This is a genomic window from Micromonospora okii, assembly GCF_020884795.1.
GTDB lineage: Bacteria > Actinomycetota > Actinomycetes > Mycobacteriales > Micromonosporaceae > Micromonospora > Micromonospora okii.
This window is the reverse complement of record NZ_BBZF01000031.1, coordinates 1-23,163: the sequence shown is the minus strand read 5'-3', so window position 1 is coordinate 23,163 and position 23,163 is coordinate 1. Positions and strand designations below refer to the sequence as shown.

Genomic DNA, 23,163 nt, shown 5'->3' with positions numbered 1-23,163 from the left:
CGTCACCACCGGACCGACCGCCGGGCGGTTCATGAGTTCTTCTCATTTTCGAATCGGAAATGTCATAGCTTGACCCTGTGAGCAATCGACCCCTTGCTGCCGCTGGTCGTTCCGTTCCTCTCCTCCGCGCCGGGCTGATCGTCGGGATCGTGGTCGCCGGGGCCCTCTACCCCCTGGCCGCCGTCACCGGGCTCGGCGCCAAGGCCACCGCCCACGAGATGGAGCAGAAGACGGCGATCCTGCGCACCGCGCTGCCCGCCGAGACCTCCTACCTCTACGCCCCGGACGGCAGGACCGTGCTGACGATGTTCTACGAGGAGTACCGGCGCTACACGAAGCTGTCGGACATGTCCCCGAACATCCAGCAGGCCATCGTCGCCGCCGAGGACAGCCGCTTCTACCAGCACCGCGGCGTCGACCCGAAGGGCGCCGCCCGCGCCTTCGTGGCCAACTTCAGCGCCGGCGGGGTCTCCCAGGGCGCGTCGACCCTGACCATGCAGTTCGTGCGGATGGCCCTGCGGGACAGCGCCACGACCCCGCAGGAGGTCCAGGAGGCCACCCAGCAGACCAGCCTGCGCAAGATCAAGGAGATGCGGATGGCCCTCGACGTGGAGAAGGAGCTGAGCAAGGAGCAGATCCTGGAGCGCTACCTCAACTCCGCGTACTTCGGTCACCGGGCGTACGGCATCTACGCCGCCGCGCAGATCTTCTTCTCCAAGACCCCGGCCACCCTCACCCCGGCCGAGGCGGCCACCCTCGCCGGGCTGGTCAAGTCGCCCTCGGAGTACGACCCGGTCACCTCCGACCAGAAGGACGCCACCGGCCGGCGCAACTACGTGCTCGATCGGATGGCCCGGCTCGGGTACCTCAGCCCCGACGCCGCCGCGGCGGCGAAGAGCGAGCCGATCCGGCTGAAGCTCACCAACCCGTCCAACGACTGCGCCTCGCTGCCGGAGAAGTACAACAGCTGGGGCTTCGCCTGCGACTACCTGAAGAACTGGTGGAGCGCCCAGCCGGCGTTCGGCGAGAACCGGCTGGAACGGATGGACAAGCTGCGCCGGGGCGGCTACCGGATCGTGCTGAGCATCGACCCGAAGATCCAGGAGGCGGCGGAGAACAACGTGGGGGCCAAGGAGAACACGGGCACCCCGTACGCCAACGGCATCGTGGTCGCCGAGCCGGGCACCGGCCGGGTCAAGGCGATGGCGGTCAACCGGACGTATTCGCTGGACCTCAGCGAGAACGGGCCCAGCTCGAACCCGGAGGCGGGGCCGAAGGTGAAGGCGAACTTCCCGAACACGGTGGCGCCCCTGCTCGGCGGCGGCGACCTGCCCGGCTACCAGGCCGGATCGACGTTCAAGATGTTCCCGATGCTGGCCGCGCTGAACGCCGGCATGCCGCTGTCCACCGCGTACGACTCGCCGTACAAGTACCGCTCCGAGGTGTACGACGGGTGGTCCCCGTCCAACGCCAGCGGCGCGATGACCGGCCGGCAGACCATGTGGTCCGGGTTCGGCAAGTCGGTGAACACCTACTTCGTCCAGTTGGAGGAGAAGGTCGGCGCGGACGCGTCGGTCCGGCTCGCCGAACAGCTCGGGCTGCGCTGGCGCACCGACGTCGACCGGGAGCAGGCGTCGCCGGCCAAGGCGAAGAAGTGGGGCGCGTTCACCCTGGGCGTCTCCGACGCCACCCCGCTGGAGCTGGCCAACGCGTACGCCGCGATCTCCGCCGACGGACGGTACTGCGAGGCGATGCCGGTGCGGTCGATCAGCAACCGGGACGGCACCCCCGCCGTGTACACGACGCCCGGCGGGGTCCAGCGGGAGATCGCCAAGCCGCGCTGCCGCCAGGTGGTGAGCGCCGACGCGGCCCGGGCCGCCACCGACGCCGCCCGCTGCCCGACCGGAGACACCCCGCAGCGGGGAGGGTGCGGCGGCTGGTCGACGGCGGACAGCGTCCGGGGCACGGTCGGGCGGCCCGTGGCCGGCAAGACGGGCACCACGGACAGCACCCGATCGGCCTGGTTCGTCGGCTACACCCCGGAGCTGGCGGCGGCGAGCTTCATCGCCGACCCGGACAACCCGTTCAACGCGGTCGGCGACGGCCAGGCCCAGATCCCGGTGAACGCGGTGGCCCAGACCCTCCGCGACGCCCTCAAGGGCCAGCCCACCCGCGAGTTCACCCCGCCCTCGGACGCGATCGTCGGCTGACCGGCGCGCCGGCCGGCCGCCGTACGCCCGCCGTCAGCGCAGGTCGGCGGGCGTACGGTCACCGTCAGCGCAGGTCGGCGGCGACGAAGGACCACAGCTCCAGGTCGACGCGGGCCCCGCGGACCACGCCCGCGTTGCGCAGCAGGCCCTCGTACGTGAAGCCGGCCTTCTCGGCGACCCGCCGGGAGGCCACGTTCCCCGGGGCGACGCGCAGCTCCACCCGCTGGAAGCCGTGCTCCAGGAGCAGCGCGATGGCCACGCCGTCCACCGCCTCGGCCGCCAGGCCGAAGCCCCGGGCGTGCGGGGCCAGGGCGTAGGAGACCTCGGTCACCCGGGCGCCCCAGTCGGTGCGCCGGGTCCACAGGCAGCCCACGACCCGATCGTCCTCCCGGCGCAGCACCGCGTAGTGGTCGCCGTCGCCGCTGTCGCGGCGCTGCCGGGCCAGGTCGGTGCACCAGGCGTGCCCGTCGATCTGCCCGGACGACTCGGCGATCGGCAGCCAGCGCTGCGTCCGCCGGTCGGCGAAGACCTCGTCGACCTCCTTGGCGTCGGCCGCCGTCAGCGGCCGGACCTCGGTGCGCGGGGTGGAGACCGTCAGCACCGGGAACCGCCGGACGGCCACCTGCCCGATCACGCGCCCGCTCCGACCGCCGCGCCCCCGGCCCTGGGCGCCGCCTCGGGTGTGGGCGTCCCGCCGGCCCGTGCCGCCGCGACCAGGCGCGCCGCGATCCCCGGGTACCCGGCCCAGTGCACCCGGAGCTGCGAGGCGTGCACGCCCCGCAGGACGAACCCCTCGGGCGCGCCGCCGTCCCAGCTCCACGCCGGGGAGCGCCCGGCCCGGGGCGTGAGGACCGCCCGGTGCTCCTTGTAGCCGACCAGCGTCGCCCCGGCCGGGGCGAGCACGCTGGCGGTGCGGGCGGTCGCCGTCCGGTAGCCCACCACCACGCCCTCCCGGCTCGCGCCCACCGCGTCGAGCACCCCGCACATCGGCAGCCCGTCCAGCTCCAGCGCCAGCCACAGCAGGCCGGCGCCCTCGGCGAGCACCGGCCGCCCGGCCCCGGCCAGCTCGGCCACCGCGGCGCGGAGCCGGCCGTTGGCGGAGAGTTCCTCCGCGTACGCCTCGGGCAGGCCCCCGCCGACGACCAGCGCGGCCGTGCCGGCGGGCAGCGCCTCGTCGCGCAGCGGGTCCACCCGGACCACCTCGGCCCCGGCCGCCCGCAGCAGCTCCGCCGTCTCGGCGGGCGCGTAGTCGCCGCCCGCCCCGCCGGCCAACGCGACCACCACCGGCGGTCCCCCGGCGGGCGGCTCCCCGACGGGCGGCCTTCCGGCTGGCAACTCCCCGGCCAGCAGTCCTCCGGCTGGCGGTTCCCCGGCCGGCTCGTCCGACGGCCCTCCGACGGGCTCGGCCCGCTCCGGTGACCACGGCTCGCCGGGCACGGGCGGGGCGGAGCGGGCCAGCGCCAGCAGCCGGTCCAGGTCCAGCGCGGCGGCCACAGCCGCGCCGAGCCGGCGCACCGCCCGCAGGGCGTCGGCGTCCCGACCCACCACCGGGGCCACGCCGTGCCGCCGGGCCGGCAGCGCCGACGCCAGCTCGTGTCGGCGCACCGCGCCGTAGACCGGGATGCCGACGTCGTCGAGCGCCTCGCGCAGCGTCGCCTCGTGCCGGGGCGAGGCGACGCGGTGGAGGATCACCCCGCCGAGCCAGAGCTGCTCGTCGTACGCCCGGAAGCCGTGCGCGAGGGCGGCCACCGACTGCCCCATCGCCGCCACGTCGACCACCAGCACGACCGGGCTGCGCAGCGCGGTCGCCACGGCGGCGGTGGACTCGGTCTCGGGCTGGCCGGCGACCGAGTCGTACAGGCCCATGGTGCCCTGCACCACCGCGAGCCCCGCGCCGGCCGCGCCGTGGGCGAAGAGCGGCGCGACCCGCCCGGGGCCGACCAGCCGGGGGTCGAGGGTGCGCCCGGGACGGCCGGCGGCCAGCCCCAGGTACGCGGCGTCTACCTGGTCCGGCCCGACCTTGAACCCCGCGACGGCGAGCCCCCGGTCGGCGAACGCGCGGAGCAGCCCGAGCGCGACGGCACCCGTGCCGTGCCCCGAGGACGGCGCGCTGAGCACGAGACGCGGCACGACGGTCATCAGCGGCTCCTGCGGCGAGGTGGTGCGGCGGCGGGCGATTCCGCACGAACCGCCCGCGTGACGATACCGGCCCGACCGGGGAACGGGTGGCTGCCGAAGGCATCACGTCGCGGCGGCCGGGGTTCCTGGCCCGCACCCGACCCGGACGGCCCGCCCCGGGTCGTGGCGGCGGTCATACGGGTAGCCTCGACGCGTGTACCGGTTCCTCCTGACGCCACGTTGGCTGGGCATCTTCGCGCTCACCCTGGTCGCCGCTGCCACGATGGTGTTCCTCGGCAACTGGCAGCTCGACCGCTACGAGGGCCGCACCGCCATCAACGAGCGGATCGACGCCGGCCAGCGGGCCACCCCCGTGCCGCTGCGCGACGCCGTGCGGGCCCCTGCCGGGGGCGCCGGCACCGCCGGCCCGGCCCCCGCCGAGGAGGACACCTGGACGCGGGTCACCGTCACCGGGCGGTACGACGCCGCGAACGTCGTCCTGGTCCGGGGCCGGACGGCCGAGAGCCGGGTGGGCTTCGAGCTGGTCACCCCGCTGGTCCTCGCCGACGGCACCGCCGTGCTGGTCGACCAGGGCTGGGTGCCGCCGGCCCCGGGCGGCGCCCTGGCGCAGCCGCAGGTGCCGCCGCTGCCCCAGGGCGAGGTGACCGTGGTGGGCCGGGTGCACGCGACCGAGAGCGGCAACGTGGCCGTCAACCGGCGCGACGGCAGGCTGGAGACCCGGCGCATCGGGGTGCCCCAACTGGCCCGCGAGCTGCCCTACCCCGTGCACGGCGCGTACGTGCTGCTGGACGAGCAGACGCCGGCCGCCGACCCGGTCTTCAAGGCGGTGCCGATCGGGCACGCCAACAACTGGCAGAACCTCGGGTACGTGGTGCAGTGGTGGCTGTTCGCCGCCATGACGCTCGTCGGCTTCGGCTGGGTGGCCCGGCGCGAGGCCCGCCGCATGGCCGGGCTCGACAAGCCGCGCGGCCCGATCGACCGGGCCGCCGAGCCCACCGACCGCGCCGCCGAGCCGAGCGACCGTGCCGAGCCCACCGACCGGGCCGCCGAGCCCAGCCCGAGCACTCCGGTCTGACGGCCCCCTGCCCGTCGGCCGCCGTACCAGGTGGACCGGACAACCGGCGGGTCGCCGGGGCACGGGGGATAGTTGTAGTGTCCGCCGCGTGATGGACAACCGTGGGGGGTGCCCGTGACCCCTGAGCCCACGCCGCCGCCGTACCCGCCGGACCCCGAGCCCGCGAAGGAGTCCGCGGCCACCCCGGGGCCGGCCACCCCGTCGGCCGACCCGTGGGCAGTCGCGCCCCGGTCGACGACGTACTCGACCCCGCCGGCAGGCTTCCCGGCCTCGGCCGACCCGTTCGCCGCTCCCCCGGCCCCCACCCCGCCGACCGACCCGTTCGCCGCTCTCCCGCCCCCCGCCCCGCTCCCCCCGACGGCCCAGTTCCCGGCACCGGCCCAGTTCCCGGCACCGACACACTTTCCGGCACCTCCGGCCCAGTTCCCGGCATCGGCCCAGCCCCCGGCCGTGCCGATGCCGTTCTCCGGACCGCCCGCCCCGCACTCCGGGCCCCCCGCCCCGTTCTCCGGGCCGCCCGCCGCGTACCCGGCAACGCCCGCCCCGTACTCCGGGCCGCCCGCGCCGCACTCCGCGCCGCCGGGGCCGTACTCGGGGCCGCCGGGGCCGCACCCGCCGCTGTTCACCGGGCCCGTCGGCCCGCAGCCCGGCCATCCGCCGTACGGCGTCCCACCGGCGGCGGGGGCGGTGCAGATCGGCGAGATCCTGGTGGCCCCGCCGGAGATCCGCACCCCGGCCGGGGTGCTGCCGCTGGCCGGGGCCCAGTGGCACATCGCCGACTACTGGCAGCGGGAGGAGAAGGTCGCCACCTGGGCAATCGTCTGCGCGGTCCTCGGGTTCTTCTGCCTCACCATCTTCAGCCTGCTGTTCCTGCTGATCAAGGAGACCCGACACCACGGCACCGTGCAGGTGACCGTCACCAGCGGCGGGCGGCAGTACGTGGCGCGCATCCCCGTCACGGACCAGGGCCAGGTCGTCCACCTGAACAACCAGGTCAACTACGCCCGGTCGCTGTCGGCCTGACCCGACCTGCCATGTCGCCGACGTGGCGGTGTCCTGGGCTCGGGATACCGCCACGTCGGCGACATGGCCCGCACGGCTGCGGGCGCAGGACTGCGGACGTACGGCCGCTCGCCACGGTTGCGGGCGCCGGGCCGCGCCGGACGGCTGCGGGCGCACGGCCGGTGCCCGAGCGCAGCCGTCGGCCCGGTCAGGCGGGGCGGCGGCCGGCGTGGACGGCCCGCACCGCGTCGACCGTGTCCGCCTCGGCGGCGCTCTTGTCGTCGCGGTAGCGGACCACGCGGGCGAAGCGCAGCGCCATCCCGCCCGGGTACCGGGAGCTGGCCTGCACCCCGTCGAACGCGATCTCGACGACCTGCTCGGGGCGGACCCGCACCACCCGGTCGCCCCGGGACACGGCGAGGTCGAGGAAGCGCTCGGTCTGCCAGCGCAGCACCTCGTCGGTGAGCCCCTTGAACGTCTTGCCGAGCATGACGAACCCGCCGGTGGCCGGGTCCCGCGCGCCGAGGTGCAGGTTCGACAGCCAGCCGGCGCGCCGGCCGCTGCCCCACTCCACGGCGAGCACCACCAGGTCGAGGGTGTGCCGGGGCTTCACCTTCACCCAGGCCGCGCCGCGCCGCCCGGCGTCGTACGGCGCGTCGGGGGCCTTGACCACCACCCCCTCCTGCCCTGCGTCCAGGGCCGCCGCGAAGGCCGCCCCGGCCGCCTCGGGGCCGTCGATCTCCACCCGCCCGACCAGCAGCGGCGCGTCGACCGCGTCGGCCAGCGCCGCCCACCGCTGGTGGCCGGGCCGGTCGATCAGGTCCTCCCCGTCGAGGTGCAGCAGGTCGAAGAAGTACGGCGTCAGCACCGCCTCACCCGTGGTCCCGGCGGCGGCGAGCACCGCCGGGGCGACCGGGGCGGAACCGCGGACGCTGGGGGTGGTCCGGCGGGCGGCCCGGCTCGACGTCTGCTGGAACGGCAGGGGCCGGCCGGTGGCGTCGAGCCCGATCGCCTCGCCGTCGAGCACCAGCTCGCGGGCGGGCAGCGCCCGGACGGCGGCGACGACCTCCGGCACCCGGGCGGTGATGTCGTCGAGGCTGCGGGTGAAGACCGCGATGTCGAAGCCGGAGCGGTGCACCTGGATGCGGATGCCGTCGAGCTTCACGTCAACCACGGCGGGCACGCCGGTCGCGGCGAGCGCCTCGTCGACCGTGGGGGCGCTCTGCGCCAGCATCGGGGCCAGCGGGCGGCCCACCCGGAGCCCGAAGTCGGCCAGCGCCGTCGCGCCGCCGCCGAGGGCGGCCACCGCCACGGCGCGCAGGTCCCCGGCGAGCAGCAGGGCCCGGCGTACGGCGGCCAGCGGCACGTCGGCCGCCCGGGCGACCGCGTCGGCGAGCAGCCCCGCCTGGGCGCCCTGGCGCAGCTCGCCGCTGAACAGCCCGCGCAGCAGGCGCTGCTCGTCGGCGGTGGCGGCGGCGAAGAGGGCGGCGAGCAGGGCCCGACGGCGGGCCTGCGAGCCGGTGCCACGCACGGCCGCGATCTCGTCGATCGCGGCGTCGACCCCGGCGACGGTCAGGGTCGGCTCGGCTGCCGGCGGCGGCAGGTCGCGCAGGCCGGCCCAGCCGACGCCGGTCTGCCGCTGCCGCAGCTCCCCGGCGAGCCACCCGGAGCCCGCCTCCACCTCGGTCGGGTCGAGCCCCCGCAGGGCGGCGGCGAGCAGCTCCACCTTGGCCCGCCGGCCGCTGGTGGCGCCCACGGCGGCGGAGGTGGCCGCCAGGTCGAGGAACCGCACGCTCCCATCCTGCCAGCCACCCCCGCACCGCTGGACATACGCGGCCGGCCCCGGAGGTTGCCGCCTCCGGCCCGCCGCGTCATCCCGGCCCGGGCACCCCAGCGGGCACCCGGACCTGCGGCCCCGAAACGCCCCCCGACGTCGGGGCCGCAGGGTCTCGGGCCCCCTCAGGCCGAGACCGGCTCCTCGATGCGCAGGCCACGGGCGCGCACCTCGTCGGCGACCCGGGAGAGCAGGCCGTCGAGCGTGACCAGGGCGGTGGAGAGCTCACCGAGCTGTTCCTTCAGCGTGGCCTCGGGCCACGCGGAGACGTCGACGTCCCCCAGAGCGCTGACGGCGGCTTCGAGCCGGGTCATCACCTCGTTCGTACTCATGTTCGAAAGGCTATAACAGCCCGCCCCCCGACACGCCGAAAACGCCCGGATGAACTGCGACGTTACGCTTTCGTCACCTGGTCCCGTTCGTGCCGACGGCGGCCACCTTCGCCAGCAGCAGCGCCTCGGCCGCGCAGACCCGGGCGAACTCGCCGAGGTGCAGGCTCTCGTTCGGGCCGTGCGCCCGGGCGTTCGGGTCCTCGACCCCGGTCACGAGGATCGCGGCCTGCGGGAACATCTCCTGGAAGGTGGCGATGAACGGGATCGACCCGCCGATGCCGATGTCCACCGGGTCGGTGCCGTCCCACGCCGTACGGAAGGCGTCGCGGGCCGCGTCGAACATCGGCCCGGACGCGTCGATGACGCACGGGTCGCCGTCGTGCTCGAAGGTCACCGTCACCCGGGCGCCCCACGGGGCGTGGCTCGTGAGGTGCTCGCTCAGCGCCGCGTACGCGCGCTTCGGGTCGTCGCCCGGGGCCAGGCGCACGCTCAGCTTGGCCTTCGCGGCCGGGACCAGCGCGTTCGGGGCCTCGCCGGTGGCGGGGGCGTCGACGCCGAGCACCGCCAGCGCCGGCTTGGTCCAGATCCGGTCGGTGATCCGGCCGGTGCCGATGAGCGACACCCCCTCGCTCAACCCGGCCTCGGCCCGGAACCGGTCCTCCGGGTAGTCGACGGTCGCGCCCCCGCGCCCGACCAGCCCGGCGACCGCCACGTCCCCCGCGTCGTCGTGCAGGGTGGCCAGCAGCCGGACCAGCGCGGTCAGCGCGTCGGGGACCGCGCCGCCGTACATGCCGCTGTGCACCGCGTGGTCGAGGGTGCGGACCTCGACGAAGCAGTTGACGATGCCGCGCAGCGAGGTGGTCAGCGCCGGCACCCCGATGTCCCAGTTGCCGGAGTCGGCGATCACGATGACGTCGGAGGCGATCTCGTCGCGGTGCTCGGCCAGCAGCCGCTCCAGCGAGTCCGAGCCGTACTCCTCCTCGCCCTCGATGAAGAGGACCACGCCGACCGGAAGGCGGTCGCCGAACGCGCGCAGCGCCGCGACGTGCGCCATGATCCCGGCCTTGTCGTCGGCCGCGCCGCGCCCGTAGAGGCGGCCGTCGCGCTCGACCGGCTCGAACGGGTCGGACTCCCACAGCGACAGGTCGCCGACCGGCTGGACGTCGTGGTGGGCGTAGAGCAGGACCGTCGGCGCGCCGGGCGGGGCGGGCCTCTTCCCGATCACCGCCGGCTGCCCGCCCGACCGCACGACCTTCACGTCGAGGTCGCAGCCGCGCAGCAGCTCCGCCACCGCCTCGGCGGAACGCTCCACATGCGAGTGGTCGAAGCCTTCGAAGGCGATGCCGGGAATGCGGACGAGTCGCTCCAGGTCGGCGCGGACGCCGGGCAGCTCGCGCTCGACGGCGGCGAGCACCTCGGCGTCGGAGATAATCGGTGAGGTCATGACCGGCATCGTATGCCGCCCTTACCGCCCCCGCCCCGGCCCGCCGCCCGACCAGGCCCTTCCCCGGCCCGCCGCTCGGCCGGGCCCCTCCCTGACCCGCCGCTCGGCCACAGCCCGCCGCTCGACCAGGCCCCTGCCCGGCCCGTCAGCGGAGGCGGACGTACTCGGTGCGGGGGTCGTGGGCGAGGGTCGGTGCGCCGTCGACCACCAGGTCCACCGCGTCGGCCGTGCCGTCGGCGGTGAAGTGCGCCCCCTCGCCGGCGTGCCAGCGGCGCAGCTCGGGCAGGATGCCCGGCCCGTCCCGCTCGACAGCCCGGGTCAGCCGCAGGTCGGCGGGCGCGGTGACGAGGACCGCGAGGGTCGCCTCGGGCCGGACGGTCGCCCGCGCCGCGCTGACGCCCTCCACGATCATCACGGGGGCGGGCGGGACCGGCACCGTCCCGGGCAGGAAGCACCCGCGCACCCAGCTGTACCGCCGGTAGGCGCCCGGCCGCCCGGCCCGCAGCGGCCCGAGCACCCACTCCTCCAGCCGGGGCCAGAAGGTGAACTGGTCGTCCCAGCCGTCGAGCAGGTCGTCGGTGTGCACCACGGGTGGCCGCCCGCCGCCGGGCAGCGCGGCGAGGGCGTCCGCGAGGCGCGCGGCGAAGACGCTCTTCCCCGCGCCGCTCGGCCCGTCGACCGCCACCAGCCGGGTACGCCCCAGCCGCGCCGGCCCGGCCAGCACCCGCCGGCCCAGCCCGGCGTACGTCTCGACGACCGGCACCCCCACGGTCCCGACGCTAGCGCCCCCGCCCCGGCGGGTACCCGTCCGGTCGAACCGGGGCCGTTTCGCCGCCCGGACCCCCGCGCGCCTCGGCATGATCGTGCCGTGCGCCACAACGTGATGAGCCCGGGCGTCGACGCCCTGCTGGAACAGGCCCGTTCGGGGGTCCGCCGGCTGACCCCGCACGAGACCGTCGAGGCGGTACGCCGAGGCGCGCTGCTCGTCGACACCCGAAGCGACGCCCAACGCCGAGACCAGGGCGAGCTGCCCGGGGCGGTCGTCATCGACCGGACGGTGCTGGAGTGGCGGCTGGACCCGGCCAGCGACTGGCGCATCCCCGAGGCCACCGGGTACGACCGGGAGATCGTGGTGGTGTGCCGCCAGGGCTACAGCTCCAGCCTGGCCGTGGCCAGCCTGCGGACCCTCGGCCTGCACCGGGCCACCGACCTGATCGGCGGCGTGGAGGCGTGGATCGAGGCGGGGCTGCCGCTGGCCGACCACCCCGCCGACGTCCGCCCCTGAGCCGCCCTCCCGCTCGGGCTCTGCCCGTGCTGGGGCTCTGCCCGCGCTCGGGCTGTCCCGGCGCTCGGGCTCTCCCCCTCAGGCTCTCCCGGTGCTCAGGCCGGGTCGGCCACCCGGGCCAGCCAGTCGGTCGCCTCGTCCTCGGTGAGCGCCGCGTCCACGGTCAGCGACGCGGTCATCAGCGGGAACCGCCGGATGTTGTTCCAGCTCCGCTGGTACGGCGGCGGGTCGAGCACCACGACGCGGGCGTCGTCGAGGAGCGGGATGTCCGCCGGGGCGCCCTCGTTCCAGATCCACTTGCCGTGCCCGTCGACCAGGTTGAAGCTGCCGACGACCGTGCCGCCGAAGCGCTCCTCGGGCGCGTCGGTGGCCACCGCGACCCAGGACGGCTCGACGGTCAGGCCGGCGATCAGCCCCCGCTCTGCGGGTCCGGCGAGCGCCCCGGCCAGCAGGGTGTGGAGCTGGAAGTTGTCGGCGACCCCGTCGATGGTGACCCGCCAGCCCCGGCCGCTCGCCCGGTGCAGCACCAGCAGGCGCTCGCCGTCGAGCACCCGCAGCAGCCCGAGGACGCACTCCAGGTCGGGCCGCTCGCCGGCCAGCGCCGTTCCGGCGTCGAGCAGCCGCTCCCGGTGCGGGAAGGCGGCCCGGATCGCGGGGGACTGCTGCAACAGGGTGATCGCGGGCATCGCCCAGGTGCCGGCCGCGTACCAGCCCTGGACCGCGTCGGTGGCGGTCCGCTCGTCGTCGTACGCCCCGGACAGCACGCCGATCGATCCCTCCACGGTCGCGGGGTCGTCGGGGTCGGGCAGCTCGTCGTCCCCGCGTACCCGCTGCCAGCCGTCGCGGAACCGCAGCGCCCCGGTGAGCGCGGCGGCGAGCCCGTCAGCCACCGGGGCGACCAGCGCGTCGGGGCGGGCGCCCAGCTCGACCAGCGCACCGCAGAGGACGGAGAACTGACCGCCGGCACCGAGGCCGAGCTGCGGCAGGAGCGCCACGCACCGGGGCAGCGCCGCGTCCAGTTCCGCGACGGACGCCTGCTGCGCCGCCTGCCAGACCCTCGGCACGGCCCTGGTCATGGCGTCGGCGTCGTGCTCGCGCACCGCCGCCTCGACGTGGGCGATCCGGTCCGCCAGCTTCCCCCTGCGATTGAAAAACATCGGCGCAGCCTAGCGATCACCCCCGCCCCAACCGGCCCTCGTCCGCCCCCCGGAACGGCCCCGACGAAATGACCTGCCCGCACACGAAATGTGCGACACGCCACCCCCTTTTCCGCGCGGGAGCCGCTGCGCGGATTCAGCGAATCTGCGGCCTCTTCGCGCTCCGCGACGACGCATTGCCTGAATCTGTGCCGATCGGCGGCGGGGCGGTGCGTGCCGTGGGCGGAACGAGATGCGGCGCGCCGGGCGGGACGAACGGCAGGTCGGCGGGCGGGCCGGACTCGATCAGCCGCCACAGGGCGTCGGTGTCCAGGTGCTCCTCGACCAGGTCGCCGAGCAGGTCCAGGGAGCGCTCGCGGACGGCGGCGAACGCCGTGTCCGGGGCCACCCGGAAGCCCGTGCGGCCGGCGAGTCGGGCCGCGCCGGTCAGGAACCGGCGGCGGAACGCGTCGGACTCGAAGGCCCCGTGCCAGTGGGTGCCGCACACCGCGCCGAGCACCGCCCCCTCGCCGCCGCCCGCGTACGTGAACAGGGGCGGCAGCGCCGGGTCGGCCGCCGAGACGTACCCGTGGTGGATCTCGTACCCGGCCACCGGGACCCCGGGGTCGGCGGCGACGACGCCGGCCGCCCGCCGGACGGTCTTGCGCTCGGCGAAGGTGATCTCGATCGGCAGCAGCCCCAGCCCGGGGACGCTGCCCGCGCGGCTCTCCACCGGGTCGTGCACGGCCCGGCCGAGCATCTGGAAGCCGCCGCAGATGCCCAGCAGCGGCTTTCCGGCCGCCGCGTGGGCCGTCACGGCGTCGGCGAGGCCGGTCTGGCGCAGCCAGGCCAGGTCGGCGACGGTGGACTTCGAGCCGGGCAGCACCACCAGGTCGGCGGCGGCCAGCTCGGCGGGCTCCACGGTCAACCGCACCCGGACGCCCGGCTCGGTGGCCAGGGCCTCCACGTCGGTCGCGTTGCTGATCCGGGGCAGCCGGACCACGGCCACGTCCAGCCAGTCGGTGCCGCGCGGGGCCGCCGGCCGCCCGAGCACCCGGCCGTACGCGAGGGAGTCCTCGGCGTCCAGCCACAGGTCCAGGTGCCAGGGCAGCACCCCGTACGTGGGGCGGCCGGTGGCCGCGCGCAGCATGTCCAGCCCCGGCCGGAGCAGCCCGAGGTCGCCCCGGAACTTGTTGACCACGAAGCCGGCGAGCAGCGCCTGGTCGGCCGGGTCGAGCAGGGCGAGGGTGCCGAACATCGAGGCGAACACCCCGCCCCGGTCGATGTCCCCGACCACGATCGTGGGCAGGCCGGCGTGCCGGGCCAGCCCCATGTTCACGTAGTCGCCGGCCCGCAGGTTGATCTCCGCCGGGCTGCCGGCCCCCTCGCAGACCACCACGTCGTACTCCCCGCGCAGCTCGGCGAGCGCGCCGAACGCCGCCTCGGCGAGCCGGGGCCGCAGGGCGTGGTAGTTGCCGGCGGCCAGCGTCTCCACCGCCTCGCCGAGCAGCACCACCTGGCTGGACAGTTCGCTTCCCGGCTTGAGCAGCACCGGGTTGAACCGCAGGTCGGGGGCGATCCCGCAGGCCGCCGCCTGCATCGCCTGCGCCCGGCCAATCTCGCCGCCCCGGCCGTCCGGCCCGACCACCACGGCCGAGTTGTTCGACATGTTCTGCGCCTTGAACGGGGCGACCCTCACCCCGCGCCGACGCAGCCAGCGGCAGATGCCGGCGGTGAGCACGCTCTTGCCCGCGTCGGAGGTGGTGCCCGCGACCAGCAGACCCCCGCTCACCGCCCAGCTCCCGTCCGGCGTGCCCCGGCCCTCGTCGCGCCCGTGTCGGCCCTCGTTCCGCGCATCCCGGCCCTCGCTCCGCCCGTATCGGTTTTCGTTCCGCCCACCCCGGGTCTCGCCCCGCTCGTGTCGGCGTTCCTTCCGCGCACCCCGGCCCTCGCTCCGCGCGGGTCGGCGGTGAGGCCGCGCCGGGCTCCCCGCGCCGCCGCGCCGACCAGCCGACCGGCGGTGACCGGGTACGCGGCGGCCAGGCCGAGAGCAGCCAGCCCGACCGCCGCCGAGATCCGCGCGGCCCGCTTCAGGTGCCGCGCCTCGGGGCGGGGCCCGTCACCGAGGTACGGCCGCACCTCCGACCGCCCGAAGTAGACGTTCCGCCCGCCGAGCCGCACCCCGAGCGCCCCGGCCATCGCCGCCTCGCACTGCCCCGCGTTCGGGCTGGGGTGGTCGTTGCGGTCGCGCCGCCACACCCGCCACGCCCGGCCCCGCTCCCCGTGCGCGGCCGGGGCCAGCGCGACGGTGAGCAGCCCGGTCAGCCGCGCCGGGACGAGGTTGAGCACGTCGTCGAGGCGGGCAGCCGGGGTGCCGAACCTCGCGTACCGGGGCGAGCGGTGACCGACCATCGCGTCGAGGGTGTTGGCCGCCCGGTAGCCGAGCAGGCCGGGCAGCCCGGCGACCGCCCCCCACAGCAGCGGCGCGACCACCGCGTCGGACGTGTTCTCGGCGACCGACTCGACGGTGGCGCGGGCCAGCTCCGCCTCGTCCAACGTCGACGGGTCGCGCCCGCACAGGTGCCCCAGGCGTCGGCGGGCCGCCGGCACGTCCCCGCCGCGCAGCGCCCGGCCCATCACCCGCGCCTCCCGGCGCAGCGTGCGACCGCCGAGCACGGTCCAGGTCGCGGCGGCCGTGAGCACGGCCCGGCCGACGGGCCGGTGCCGGGTCGCCACCGCCGCCGCCGCGCCGACCGCCACCGGCACGCCCACCGCGACCGCGGTGAAGACCGCCCCGGCGGTACGGTCCGGCCGGTACACGCCCCGCTCCAACGCCCCCGCCGCCCGACCGAACCCGGCCACGGGATGCCAACGCCGGGGGTCACCGAGGAGGGCGTCGAGGGCGTACCCCGCCACCAGCCCTGCCGCGTTGGCCACGGCGACCGACTGCCGCACCTGCCACCACCTCCGGCCGGCCAGCCTATCCGGCCCCGCATCGTCCCGTCCGGCAGCAACGCTCGCCGTCCCCGGCCCGTCCGGTCCCGCGAAAGCACGACTCCCACATCGATAGATCTTGGTACGAATCGGCCCCTGGAGGGGCCGATTCGTACCAAGATCTCGGCGAAGACCTCCGACGGCTGCCTCCGTCAGGTCACGGTGCACGCCGGCCGGGGAACGTCGGCCACGGTGACGTCGCCGACCACGATCCGGTGGTCTTCCGTGGGCGTGTGCAGCCGGCAGCTACGGAAGTTCACGCCCCGGCCGAGGATGTAGTCGAACTTGGCCGCCTTGGTGGGGAATCCAGGCCCCGTCTTCGGGAGGGTCTTGGTGCACCGGGCGTCCTCGACAGGTCCGCAGAACTGGTCGACGTCCTTGAACCCGGCCTGCCAGATCGGGCCCATGACGTTCGCGACGTACGGCCGGGTGTTGAAGTCGCCGAGAACGAGCGCGCGAGGGTGCGGTCGCGTGGCGGTCACCAGTTCTGCGGCCTGCAACTTCCTCAGCTTTTCGTGGCCTGGTGCACTGAGGTGCGTGTTGAACACCCGGACCCATTGGCCGTCGAGCCTGGTGGTGAAGGACTGCATGCCACGCGCCTCGCTCCACCCCTCGTCGTCGCTGTAGCCCTTCCTGTTGTGCGCCCTGACCGTGGTGCCCTTGGCGTAGACGATCGCGGTGCCCAGCCGACCCGGACACCCGAAGTTCACGGCGGACAGCCCGCTCCGGTACTCGTACTCGAACCCCGCTTCGTTGAGTTGCCGCACGGCCTCGCGCACCTCGTTCAGGCAGGATTCCTGCAAGGCGGCCACCTGCGGCAGGAAGTGCTTGATCTGCTCCGCGATCGCCCTCGGCGTGCCGAGCCCCTGCCCGTTCGTGTTCCATGTCATGAACCGGTTGGTGATCGGCTTCAAGGGCTCCTCGGCAGGCTCGGCGCTCGCCTGGCCGGCGTACGCGGGCGTCACGAACCCCGCCACCAGCATCGTGACCAACCCCGCCAACGTCGTTGACAATCTCCGCTTGGTACGGATACCCATTGCCATTCCTTTCGTCGGGCCGGTTCGCCCGGCCTGCTCTGCTCCGGCACTCGCTGCCGGTCGCCCCCTTACGACAAGGGGTCAGTCCCTCGTGGGCGGCCGACGGCAAGGTGGTTGCCCCTCGGCGTTTCTGCTGCCCCGGCGCTCGGTGACCGCCTCGCCAGGGATGAGAGTGACAGCGCGAGAGATGTCCTCCCCGCTTTCTGGACGAAGCTGGATAACGCTGGACAGCCGGTGGGACGGCGCGGCAGTGATTGCCGATCTCATCGATTCGCTCGGCTGTCCGCCGGTCGCCACGGACGGTTGAGCCGATGAGGCGCGACGGGTTTTGCGGAATGTGCGGGAGACGCCCGACGGCACCCCCGTGTGGGGTTCGCGAGCGCTCCCGCCCCTCCCCAGGGGTCAGACGGACGCGCCGACCCGACCCCGGCCGCGCCGGCCCCGGCCGCTCTGCGTCACCGCGTCTGGCCCGCCGTCGGCCGGGGCGTCCGCGCCCTCGCCCTCGCCCTCGAGGCTGCCGCCTTCCTCCAGCTCATCCAGGCCGCCCACGCCGACGTCCACGGCGCTCTCGACGGCGCGGCCGGTGAGGGCGTCCCCGCCTGGGTCGTCGTCGAAGGTGGTGCCGCCGACCGGCCCACCCTCGGCAGGCAGGCCGTCGAACGCAACCCGCCCCGGGTCGAAGCCGTACCGCTCGAACTCCTCGTCGAAGGGGCGGTCGTCCGGCGCGGCCGGGGCCTGGGCGCGCGGGACCTGCTCGGTTGGCTCACCCTGCACGCGGCTCTCGGCCTCGGCGTCCTCGACCGTGCTCGTGGCCATGCTCGGCCGGTTGCGCAGGAACCGCCCCCGCCCCCGGGACAGGTCGTGGCCGACCGTGACCGCCTCCAGCTCGTACAGGGTGCGGTGGTTGCCGGCCTCGTCGGTCCAGTCGCGGGTGTAGAGGCGGCCGGCGACCACGACGGGGTCGCCGACCATCACCGAGGAGGCGACCCCCTCGGCCAGCTTCCGCCAGCAGTTGACGCGCACGCGGAGGCTGTTGCCGTCGACCCACCGCCCGCTGTCGCGGTCGAGCCGGCGGGCGGTGGAGGCCACCTTGAAGTTGGCCACCAGCGTGCCGCTCTGCGTGGTCCGCCGCCACTCCGGCGCGGTCAGCACGTTGCCGACGATCGTTATGTACGTGTCGAACATCGTCCCTCCAAGGGAAGATCGGGCTTGCCGTGAGCGAGTCGACTCGCCGCCGAGCCTGGCCGCCCCCGGCCCTCCACCGCCACCACCGAAGCCGGTACCTGTGGACGACGCGGCGGCCTGTGGACAACGACCTGATCAAGGTCCCGGTGTGCTAGGCCGACCGGCCCTGGGCACGCCGACGGCCGGCCACCAGGATCGGAGGTGCCCGGCGGCGGGGCAGCGAGGGAGGCGTTTCCGGACCGACCGGGACTGGGTACAGCAGTGATCAACCGAGCACCACCGACGGCAGCCCCGCCGACGACAGGCGGCCAGCCGTCCGATCAGAAGGGCCGCGGAAGATGACACTCTGCCGACTCCGTACGACCGGCTCCGCCCGTACCGAGCAGGAGGTGCGCCGATGAGCGCCGTGGCGAACCCCGCGACCGTGGCCGAGTGCCTGCGCGTCGGGGCCGGGTTCTCGCAGGGTGACCGGAACTGGATCGCCGAGCAGTTCGCCACCCTCGACGCCCGGCTCGCCAGCTTCCACGCCGACGCCACCCAGCTCGAGGTGATGGTGAAGGACCGGGAGGCCCGGGGGCAGAAGGTCACCCTGGAGTGCTGGATCGCCGGCCGGCAGAAGATCGTCACCACCTCCTCGGAGGAGGACCTGCACGCCGCGCTGAACGACGTGCGCGACGACCTGCGTCGCCGGCTGAACGACGCCAAGACCAAGCAGGAGCCCCGCCACAACAAGCACCTGCGCGACACCGGCCACGCCGGGGCGGGTGCCGAGGAGATCGACCTCGACCTCGACGGCGGGCCAGCCCGGGTCGACGCCGAGACGGCCTGACCGGCACCCGGACGGACCGGCCGGGAGGGTGGGGCACGTCCCACCCTCCCGCTTCCGGCTACCGTCGGGTAGTCGCCCGGCGTACCGTCGCGGTCGTGGAACCGGACGTGCTGGGGCCGCCGTACGAGCGGCAGACGATCGACCTGGGCACCGACGACGAGGGACCGGTCGTCGCGACCCTGGTCCGCCGGCGGGCCGACCGCCCCACCGGGCGGGCCGTGCTGTACGTGCACGGCTTCGTCGACTACTTCTTCCAGACCCACGTGGCCGACTTCTTCGCCGAGCGCGGCTGGGACTTCTACGCCCTCGACCTGCGCAAGTACGGCCGGAGCCTGCTGCCCCACCAGACCCCGAACTTCTGCCTCGACCTCGGCGACTACTTCCCCGAGCTGGACGCCGCCGCGAAGATCATCCGTGAGGACGAGGGCCACGACACCCTGCTCGTCATGGGTCACTCCACCGGCGGCCTGATCATCTCGCTCTGGGCGCACGCCCGGCGCGACGACGGCATCGTCGACGGGCTCGTGCTGAACAGCCCCTTCTTCGACATCAACGCCCCCTGGGTGGTGCGCAGACCCCTCGTGGCCGCCGTCTCCCGCCTGGCCGGCCGGTCGCCGCGCCGCATCGTCCCCGCCGGCGTCAGCAACGTGTACGGCGAGAGCCTGCACGCCGAGCGGCGCGGCGAGTGGACGTACGACCTGGCGTGGAAGCCCCTCGGCGGCTTCCCGGTGCGGGCCGGCTGGCTGGCCGCCGTGCGCGCCGGCCAGCGGCAGCTCCGCTCGGGCCTCGACATCCAGGTGCCGGTCCTGCTGGCCTGCTCGACCCGCAGCTTCCGGGGCGCCAAGTGGCACGACTCGGCCGCGCTCGCCGACGCCGTCCTGGACGTGGAGCACATGGTCCGCTGGGCGCCCCGCCTCGGCCGGCACGTGACCCTGGCCCGCTTCGACGGCGGCAAGCACGACCTGACCCTCTCCGGCCCCGACGTACGCGAGAAGGTCTTCGCCGAGGTCGGCCGCTGGGCGGAGGCGTTCCTCGGCGCGGGCCCGACCCCCGCCGCGCCCGCCAGCGAGCGACCGGCCGAGGACGGCGGCGACCAGGAGGGTACGGAGGCCGGCGCGCAGAACTGACCGGGGCGAAACCGGGATGCCCTGGGCGTACGGGGCGTGCGAGGCTGGCAGCGCGCCGAAACGGGCCCGCCCCGTCGCACGCGCCTGCCTCGGTGCGGCGGTACCCTCTTGGCGCGAGACCCGCGACGCGCGCCCGTAGCTCAGCGGATAGAGCAGGGGACTTCTAATCCCAAGGCCGCAGGTTCGAATCCTGCCGGGCGCACAGGTACTTTCCTCTTCTGACCAGCTTGCGTGGGGCTATCCGTGGTGCGAGCGCGCTACGGTGGCCCCGTGGCAGCCTCGAACGGACGCAGCAAGCGCCAGCGCGGCGAGATCGAAACCCTCCCCAGCGGGTCACTCCGCGTGAAGGTCTATGCGGGCGTTGACCCGATCAGCGGCAAACGGCACTACCTGACCGAGGTCATCCCCGCCGGCCGCACCGCAGCCAAGGAAGCCGAGAAGGCACGTACCCGGTTGCTGGCCCAGGTCGACGAGCGGCGCAACCCGCGCACCCGCGCCACGCTCGACCAACCCTAGACCGGTGGCTTGAGGTGGCCGACATCGAGGCCACCACCCGCATGGGGTACGTGAACAAGCTCAACAAGCACGTACGGCCGGTGCTCGGCAAGCTGCCGGTCGGTCGGCTCGACGCCGAGACGTTGGAGTCGTTCTACGCGAGCCTGCGCCGCTGCCGCGACTGGTGCGGCGGCAAGGCGTATGTAAAGCACCGCATCGACGGCGAGCACAGCTGCACGACGAAGTGCCGACCGCACGTCCGCAAGCCGCTCAGCGCGTCGTCAGTGCGCCAGATTCACTGGATTCTCAGTGGTGCCCTCAGCCGCGCCGTCCGGTGGCGTTGGAGCGCCGTCAACCCCGCAGGTCAGGCCGAGCCACCCGCGCCGCCGCACCCCGACCCGCAGCCACCGAACCCGGCCGACGCCGCGCGCATCATCAGCGAGTCGTGGCGCGACCCGGACTGGGGCGCGTTGGTGTGGCTCGCCATGACGACGGGTGCCCGGCGGGGCGAGCTATGCGCGTTGCGCTGGCAGCATCTCGACCTGGCCGCCGGTGTGCTGACCCTGCGGCGCAGTGCCTACCTGGACGAGAACGGCGAGCTGCGGGAGAAGGACACCAAGACGCATCAGCAGCGGCGGGTAGCGCTCGACCCGGAGACGATCGAAGTGCTGCGCGAGCTGCACGGTCGGTACGTCGACCGCCTGGCCCAGCTCGACGCGGACGCCGATCCTGTCGACTACGTCTTCTCCCCCGAGCCGGACAACAGCCGTGGCTACCGACCCGACACCATCACCCAGCGGTACGGCCGACTCGCTACCCGGCTCGGCATAACCAGCCACATTCACGCGCTGCGGCACTACTCGGCAACCAAGCTGATCAACGCAGGTGTCGACGTGAGGACTGTCGCCGGCCGGCTTGGTCATGGTGGCGGCGGGACAACGACACTGCGGGTATACGCGGCCTGGCTATCGGAATCGGATCAGCGTGCGGCCGGGACGCTGGCCGCCCGGATGCCGCCACGTCCCGCCGCGCCAACACAACGCAGTGTGGCAAGTAGCCCATATCAGAAGATCGCCGCCGACCTACGCAAGCAGATCACCGCCGGTCGGCTACGGCCCGGCGACCAACTCCCCGCTGTTGCCGAGCTGGCTTCAGCGCATGGCGTCTCCGTCGGAACCGCTCATCGCGCCGTGGCGCTGCTTACCGCAGAGGGCTTGGTAAGCGTCATCCGAGGTCGCCGAGCAACCGTCGCAGGCCCTCGTCTATGACGACGACACCCGCATTACGAGATCAAACTGCCCGTCCCGCCGACCTGGGCACATGGCGTTCTAGCAGCGGAAACATCTCTCGACATCTCACACCACTCCCCCGCCGTCCGCCGACCTCTTGCGGACTGTTTGCGGACCGTTGACCGTCAGCAGACGGCTAGGCCTCTGCTATGGGTACGCTTCGGGTGTGTCGGAGCAGGGTTGGCGTGAGCTGATGCCGGAGAGTGTCCCCGCCCTTCTCTCCGTCGTGGACTGCGGCGACGGATGCATCCGGGAGTTGACGCTGAGGTCAACGTACGGACCCAATGCCGCCCAATCTGCCTTCGTGGTCGTTGAGGTCCGGCGCGCGTCTCAGCCCGGCTGGGTACAGCTCACGATCGAGCTGAAGGGCTTGGTGCACCGCAAGATTGTCGACATCAACACCTTCTCCTGGGTGATGCTCGATCAGCCCCAAGTGGTGCGGGACGACGCTGGCCTCTTGCACCTAGACCTCGATCCCACGGGTGACATTCGGACACCTGATGACATGGCGCAGTACTCCCACGTGTACCTAGCCGCGAGGGACCTGCGATGGCGGCTCGACCCACTGCCAGCAAGCTAGTGCCTCGTCTTTGAACGTTGATCGTGTAATCCGCCGGTTTCGAGTACCGATCGGGCAGGCTGTCTCTCAGCACTCGTGGTGGGAGGTGATGGCCGGTGGGCAGACGGCCGGAGGTGTTCGTCCGGCAGGTGTCGATGGCCGAGGGACAGCGGTTGCAGCGGATCACCAGGACCGCGAAGGACCCGGTGAAGCCGCGCCGGGCGATCGTGGTCCTGATGTCCGCCCAGGGACAGCCGGTCCCGGACATCGCCCACCTGCTGAAGGTCACCGAGGACTACGTCCGCGACGTCATCCATGCGTTCAACGAGCGGGGGTTCGACGCGTTGTCCCCAAAATGGAGCGGGGGCGCACCGAGACAGATCGATGAGCAGACCCGAGACTGGATCTGCGTCATCGCCCGGTGCCACCCCCGCTTCCTCGGCAAACCCTTCTCCTGCTGGTCACTGGCCAAGCTGCGCGACTACCTCATCGACGCCGGCTACGTCACGGCGATCAGCGTCGAAACCGTACGGCGGATCCTGCACGAGCGTGGGGTGTCGTGGCAGGCCACCAAGACGTGGAAGGCCAGCACCGACCCCGACTTCACATCGAAGATGCGCCGAATCCTGGACCTCTACGACCACCCACCCGCCGGCGGCAGGGTCCTCTGCGTCGACGAGTTCGGGCCGCTGAACCTGCAACCCCGCCCCGGCCGCGCCTGGCGACCCGTCGGACAACCAGTGCGATTACGCGCCACCTACACCCGCGACCAGGGCGTACGACACATGATCGCCGCCCTCGACCTGACCACCGGCAAGCTGCACTACCGCATCCGCGACCGCAAACGCTGGCGGGAGTTCCTCAGCTTCCTCAAGGTGCTGCGCCGCCGCTGGCCCGACCAGCACCTCTACCTGATCCTGGACAACTTCTCCCCGCACAAGCACCCCGAGGTCCGCTCCTGGTGCGCCGCCAACCGCGTCGACCTCATGTTCCTGCCGACCTACGCGTCATGGCTGAACTGGATCGAAGCCGAGTTCGCCGCCGTGCGGTACTTCGCCCTCAACGGCACCGACCACCACACCCACACCGAGCAGGACACCGCCATCGGCGACTACATCCGCTGGCGCAACCAACACGCCAAACCCAAAACCGCATTCGCTACCGGGTCCAAGATCCGCCACCCGGATTACC

18 protein-coding genes, 1 tRNA gene and 2 pseudogenes are annotated in these 23,163 nt (G+C 74.0%); 10 read left to right on the top strand and 11 right to left on the bottom strand.

Translation table 11 applies throughout. The annotated features are described in order from the left end of the window. Window positions 1-77: 77 nt before the first annotated feature. Entirely contained in the window at window positions 78-2,210 is a 2,133-nt protein-coding gene (locus LPU43_RS27580) for a transglycosylase domain-containing protein (RefSeq protein WP_229403472.1), read from the top strand. A gap of 64 nt (window positions 2,211-2,274) precedes the next feature. On the opposite strand, the gene LPU43_RS27575 is transcribed toward LPU43_RS27580, so the two are convergent. Both LPU43_RS27575 and LPU43_RS27570 read right to left on the bottom strand, forming a co-directional pair. Continuing rightward, window positions 2,275-2,844, bottom strand: a complete 570-nt coding sequence (locus tag LPU43_RS27575; RefSeq protein WP_229403471.1) for a GNAT family N-acetyltransferase — start codon at window positions 2,842-2,844, stop codon at window positions 2,275-2,277. Beyond that, window positions 2,841-4,349 (bottom strand): cobyrinic acid a,c-diamide synthase CobB, encoded by a 1,509-nt coding sequence (locus LPU43_RS27570; protein WP_229403470.1) that lies wholly within the window; start codon window positions 4,347-4,349, stop codon window positions 2,841-2,843. Before LPU43_RS27570 ends, LPU43_RS27575 begins: the two co-directional genes overlap by 4 nt. Before the next feature lie 193 nt (window positions 4,350-4,542). Here LPU43_RS27570 and LPU43_RS27565 point away from each other — a divergent pair, with 193 nt between their 5' ends. Beyond that, complete coding sequence (locus LPU43_RS27565; protein WP_229403469.1) at window positions 4,543-5,424, top strand: SURF1 family cytochrome oxidase biogenesis protein; 882 nt, start codon at window positions 4,543-4,545, stop codon at window positions 5,422-5,424. Window positions 5,425-5,538: 114 nt separating this feature from the next. Next, the gene (locus tag LPU43_RS27560) at window positions 5,539-6,447 is read left to right on the top strand and encodes a hypothetical protein (protein WP_229403468.1); all 909 of its coding nucleotides are present in this window, start codon (window positions 5,539-5,541) and stop codon (window positions 6,445-6,447) included. 187 nt (window positions 6,448-6,634) lie between these two features. On the opposite strand, the gene LPU43_RS27555 is transcribed toward LPU43_RS27560, so the two are convergent. The 4 genes from LPU43_RS27555 to LPU43_RS27540 all read right to left on the bottom strand — a co-directional run bounded on the left by LPU43_RS27555 (window position 6,635) and on the right by LPU43_RS27540 (window position 10,985). Next, complete coding sequence (locus tag LPU43_RS27555) at window positions 6,635-8,218, bottom strand: ATP-dependent DNA ligase (RefSeq protein WP_229403467.1); 1,584 nt, start codon at window positions 8,216-8,218, stop codon at window positions 6,635-6,637. 167 nt (window positions 8,219-8,385) lie between these two features. Continuing rightward, window positions 8,386-8,592, bottom strand: coding sequence for a hypothetical protein (locus LPU43_RS27550; RefSeq protein WP_229403466.1), 207 nt, complete (start codon window positions 8,590-8,592; stop codon window positions 8,386-8,388). Window positions 8,593-8,665: 73 nt separating this feature from the next. Then, the gene (locus tag LPU43_RS27545; protein ID WP_229403465.1) at window positions 8,666-10,036 is read right to left on the bottom strand and encodes a dipeptidase; all 1,371 of its coding nucleotides are present in this window, start codon (window positions 10,034-10,036) and stop codon (window positions 8,666-8,668) included. Window positions 10,037-10,181: 145 nt separating this feature from the next. Then, window positions 10,182-10,985 (bottom strand): uridine kinase family protein, encoded by an 804-nt coding sequence (locus LPU43_RS27540; RefSeq protein WP_306416177.1) that lies wholly within the window; start codon window positions 10,983-10,985, stop codon window positions 10,182-10,184. On the opposite strand from LPU43_RS27540, the gene LPU43_RS27535 reads away from it, so the two are divergent. After that, window positions 10,920-11,321 (top strand): rhodanese-like domain-containing protein, encoded by a 402-nt coding sequence (locus tag LPU43_RS27535; protein WP_229403508.1) that lies wholly within the window; start codon window positions 10,920-10,922, stop codon window positions 11,319-11,321. The genes LPU43_RS27540 and LPU43_RS27535 overlap by 66 nt on opposite strands. Before the next feature lie 95 nt (window positions 11,322-11,416). On the opposite strand, the gene LPU43_RS27530 is transcribed toward LPU43_RS27535, so the two are convergent. The 5 genes and pseudogenes from LPU43_RS27530 to ssb form a co-directional block, all read right to left on the bottom strand. Beyond that, entirely contained in the window at window positions 11,417-12,478 is a 1,062-nt protein-coding gene (locus tag LPU43_RS27530; protein WP_229403463.1) for a hypothetical protein, read from the bottom strand. Window positions 12,479-12,614: 136 nt separating this feature from the next. Continuing rightward, entirely contained in the window at window positions 12,615-14,249 is a 1,635-nt protein-coding gene (locus tag LPU43_RS27525; RefSeq protein ID WP_229403462.1) for a cobyric acid synthase, read from the bottom strand. 179 nt (window positions 14,250-14,428) lie between these two features. Then, window positions 14,429-15,394: pseudogene (locus tag LPU43_RS27520) on the bottom strand (cobalamin biosynthesis protein); the annotation flags it as partial. Window positions 15,395-15,603: 209 nt separating this feature from the next. Next, window positions 15,604-16,434 (bottom strand): endonuclease/exonuclease/phosphatase family protein, encoded by an 831-nt coding sequence (locus LPU43_RS27515; protein WP_229403460.1) that lies wholly within the window; start codon window positions 16,432-16,434, stop codon window positions 15,604-15,606. Between the two features lie 456 nt (window positions 16,435-16,890). Next, on the bottom strand, window positions 16,891-17,673 hold the full coding sequence (gene ssb, locus LPU43_RS27510; RefSeq protein ID WP_229403459.1) for a single-stranded DNA-binding protein: 783 nt from the start codon (window positions 17,671-17,673) through the stop codon (window positions 16,891-16,893). 397 nt (window positions 17,674-18,070) lie between these two features. On the opposite strand from ssb, the gene LPU43_RS27505 reads away from it, so the two are divergent. The 6 genes and pseudogenes from LPU43_RS27505 to LPU43_RS27475 all read left to right on the top strand — a co-directional run. Beyond that, the gene (locus tag LPU43_RS27505; protein WP_229403458.1) at window positions 18,071-18,502 is read left to right on the top strand and encodes an HPF/RaiA family ribosome-associated protein; all 432 of its coding nucleotides are present in this window, start codon (window positions 18,071-18,073) and stop codon (window positions 18,500-18,502) included. A gap of 95 nt (window positions 18,503-18,597) precedes the next feature. Then, window positions 18,598-19,629, top strand: a complete 1,032-nt coding sequence (locus LPU43_RS27500; RefSeq protein WP_229403457.1) for an alpha/beta hydrolase — start codon at window positions 18,598-18,600, stop codon at window positions 19,627-19,629. 129 nt (window positions 19,630-19,758) lie between these two features. Then, window positions 19,759-19,831, top strand: a tRNA-Arg gene (locus LPU43_RS27495). A gap of 68 nt (window positions 19,832-19,899) precedes the next feature. Then, a pseudogene (locus tag LPU43_RS27485) lies at window positions 19,900-21,392 on the top strand (tyrosine-type recombinase/integrase). Between the two features lie 187 nt (window positions 21,393-21,579). Further along, window positions 21,580-21,993: a hypothetical protein gene (locus tag LPU43_RS27480; RefSeq protein WP_229403454.1), complete on the top strand. Its 414-nt coding sequence runs from the start codon at window positions 21,580-21,582 to the stop codon at window positions 21,991-21,993. A 95-nt stretch (window positions 21,994-22,088) separates the two neighbouring features. Beyond that, on the top strand, window positions 22,089-23,163 hold a 1,075-nt coding region (locus LPU43_RS27475; RefSeq protein WP_229403453.1), incomplete at its 3' end, for an IS630 family transposase.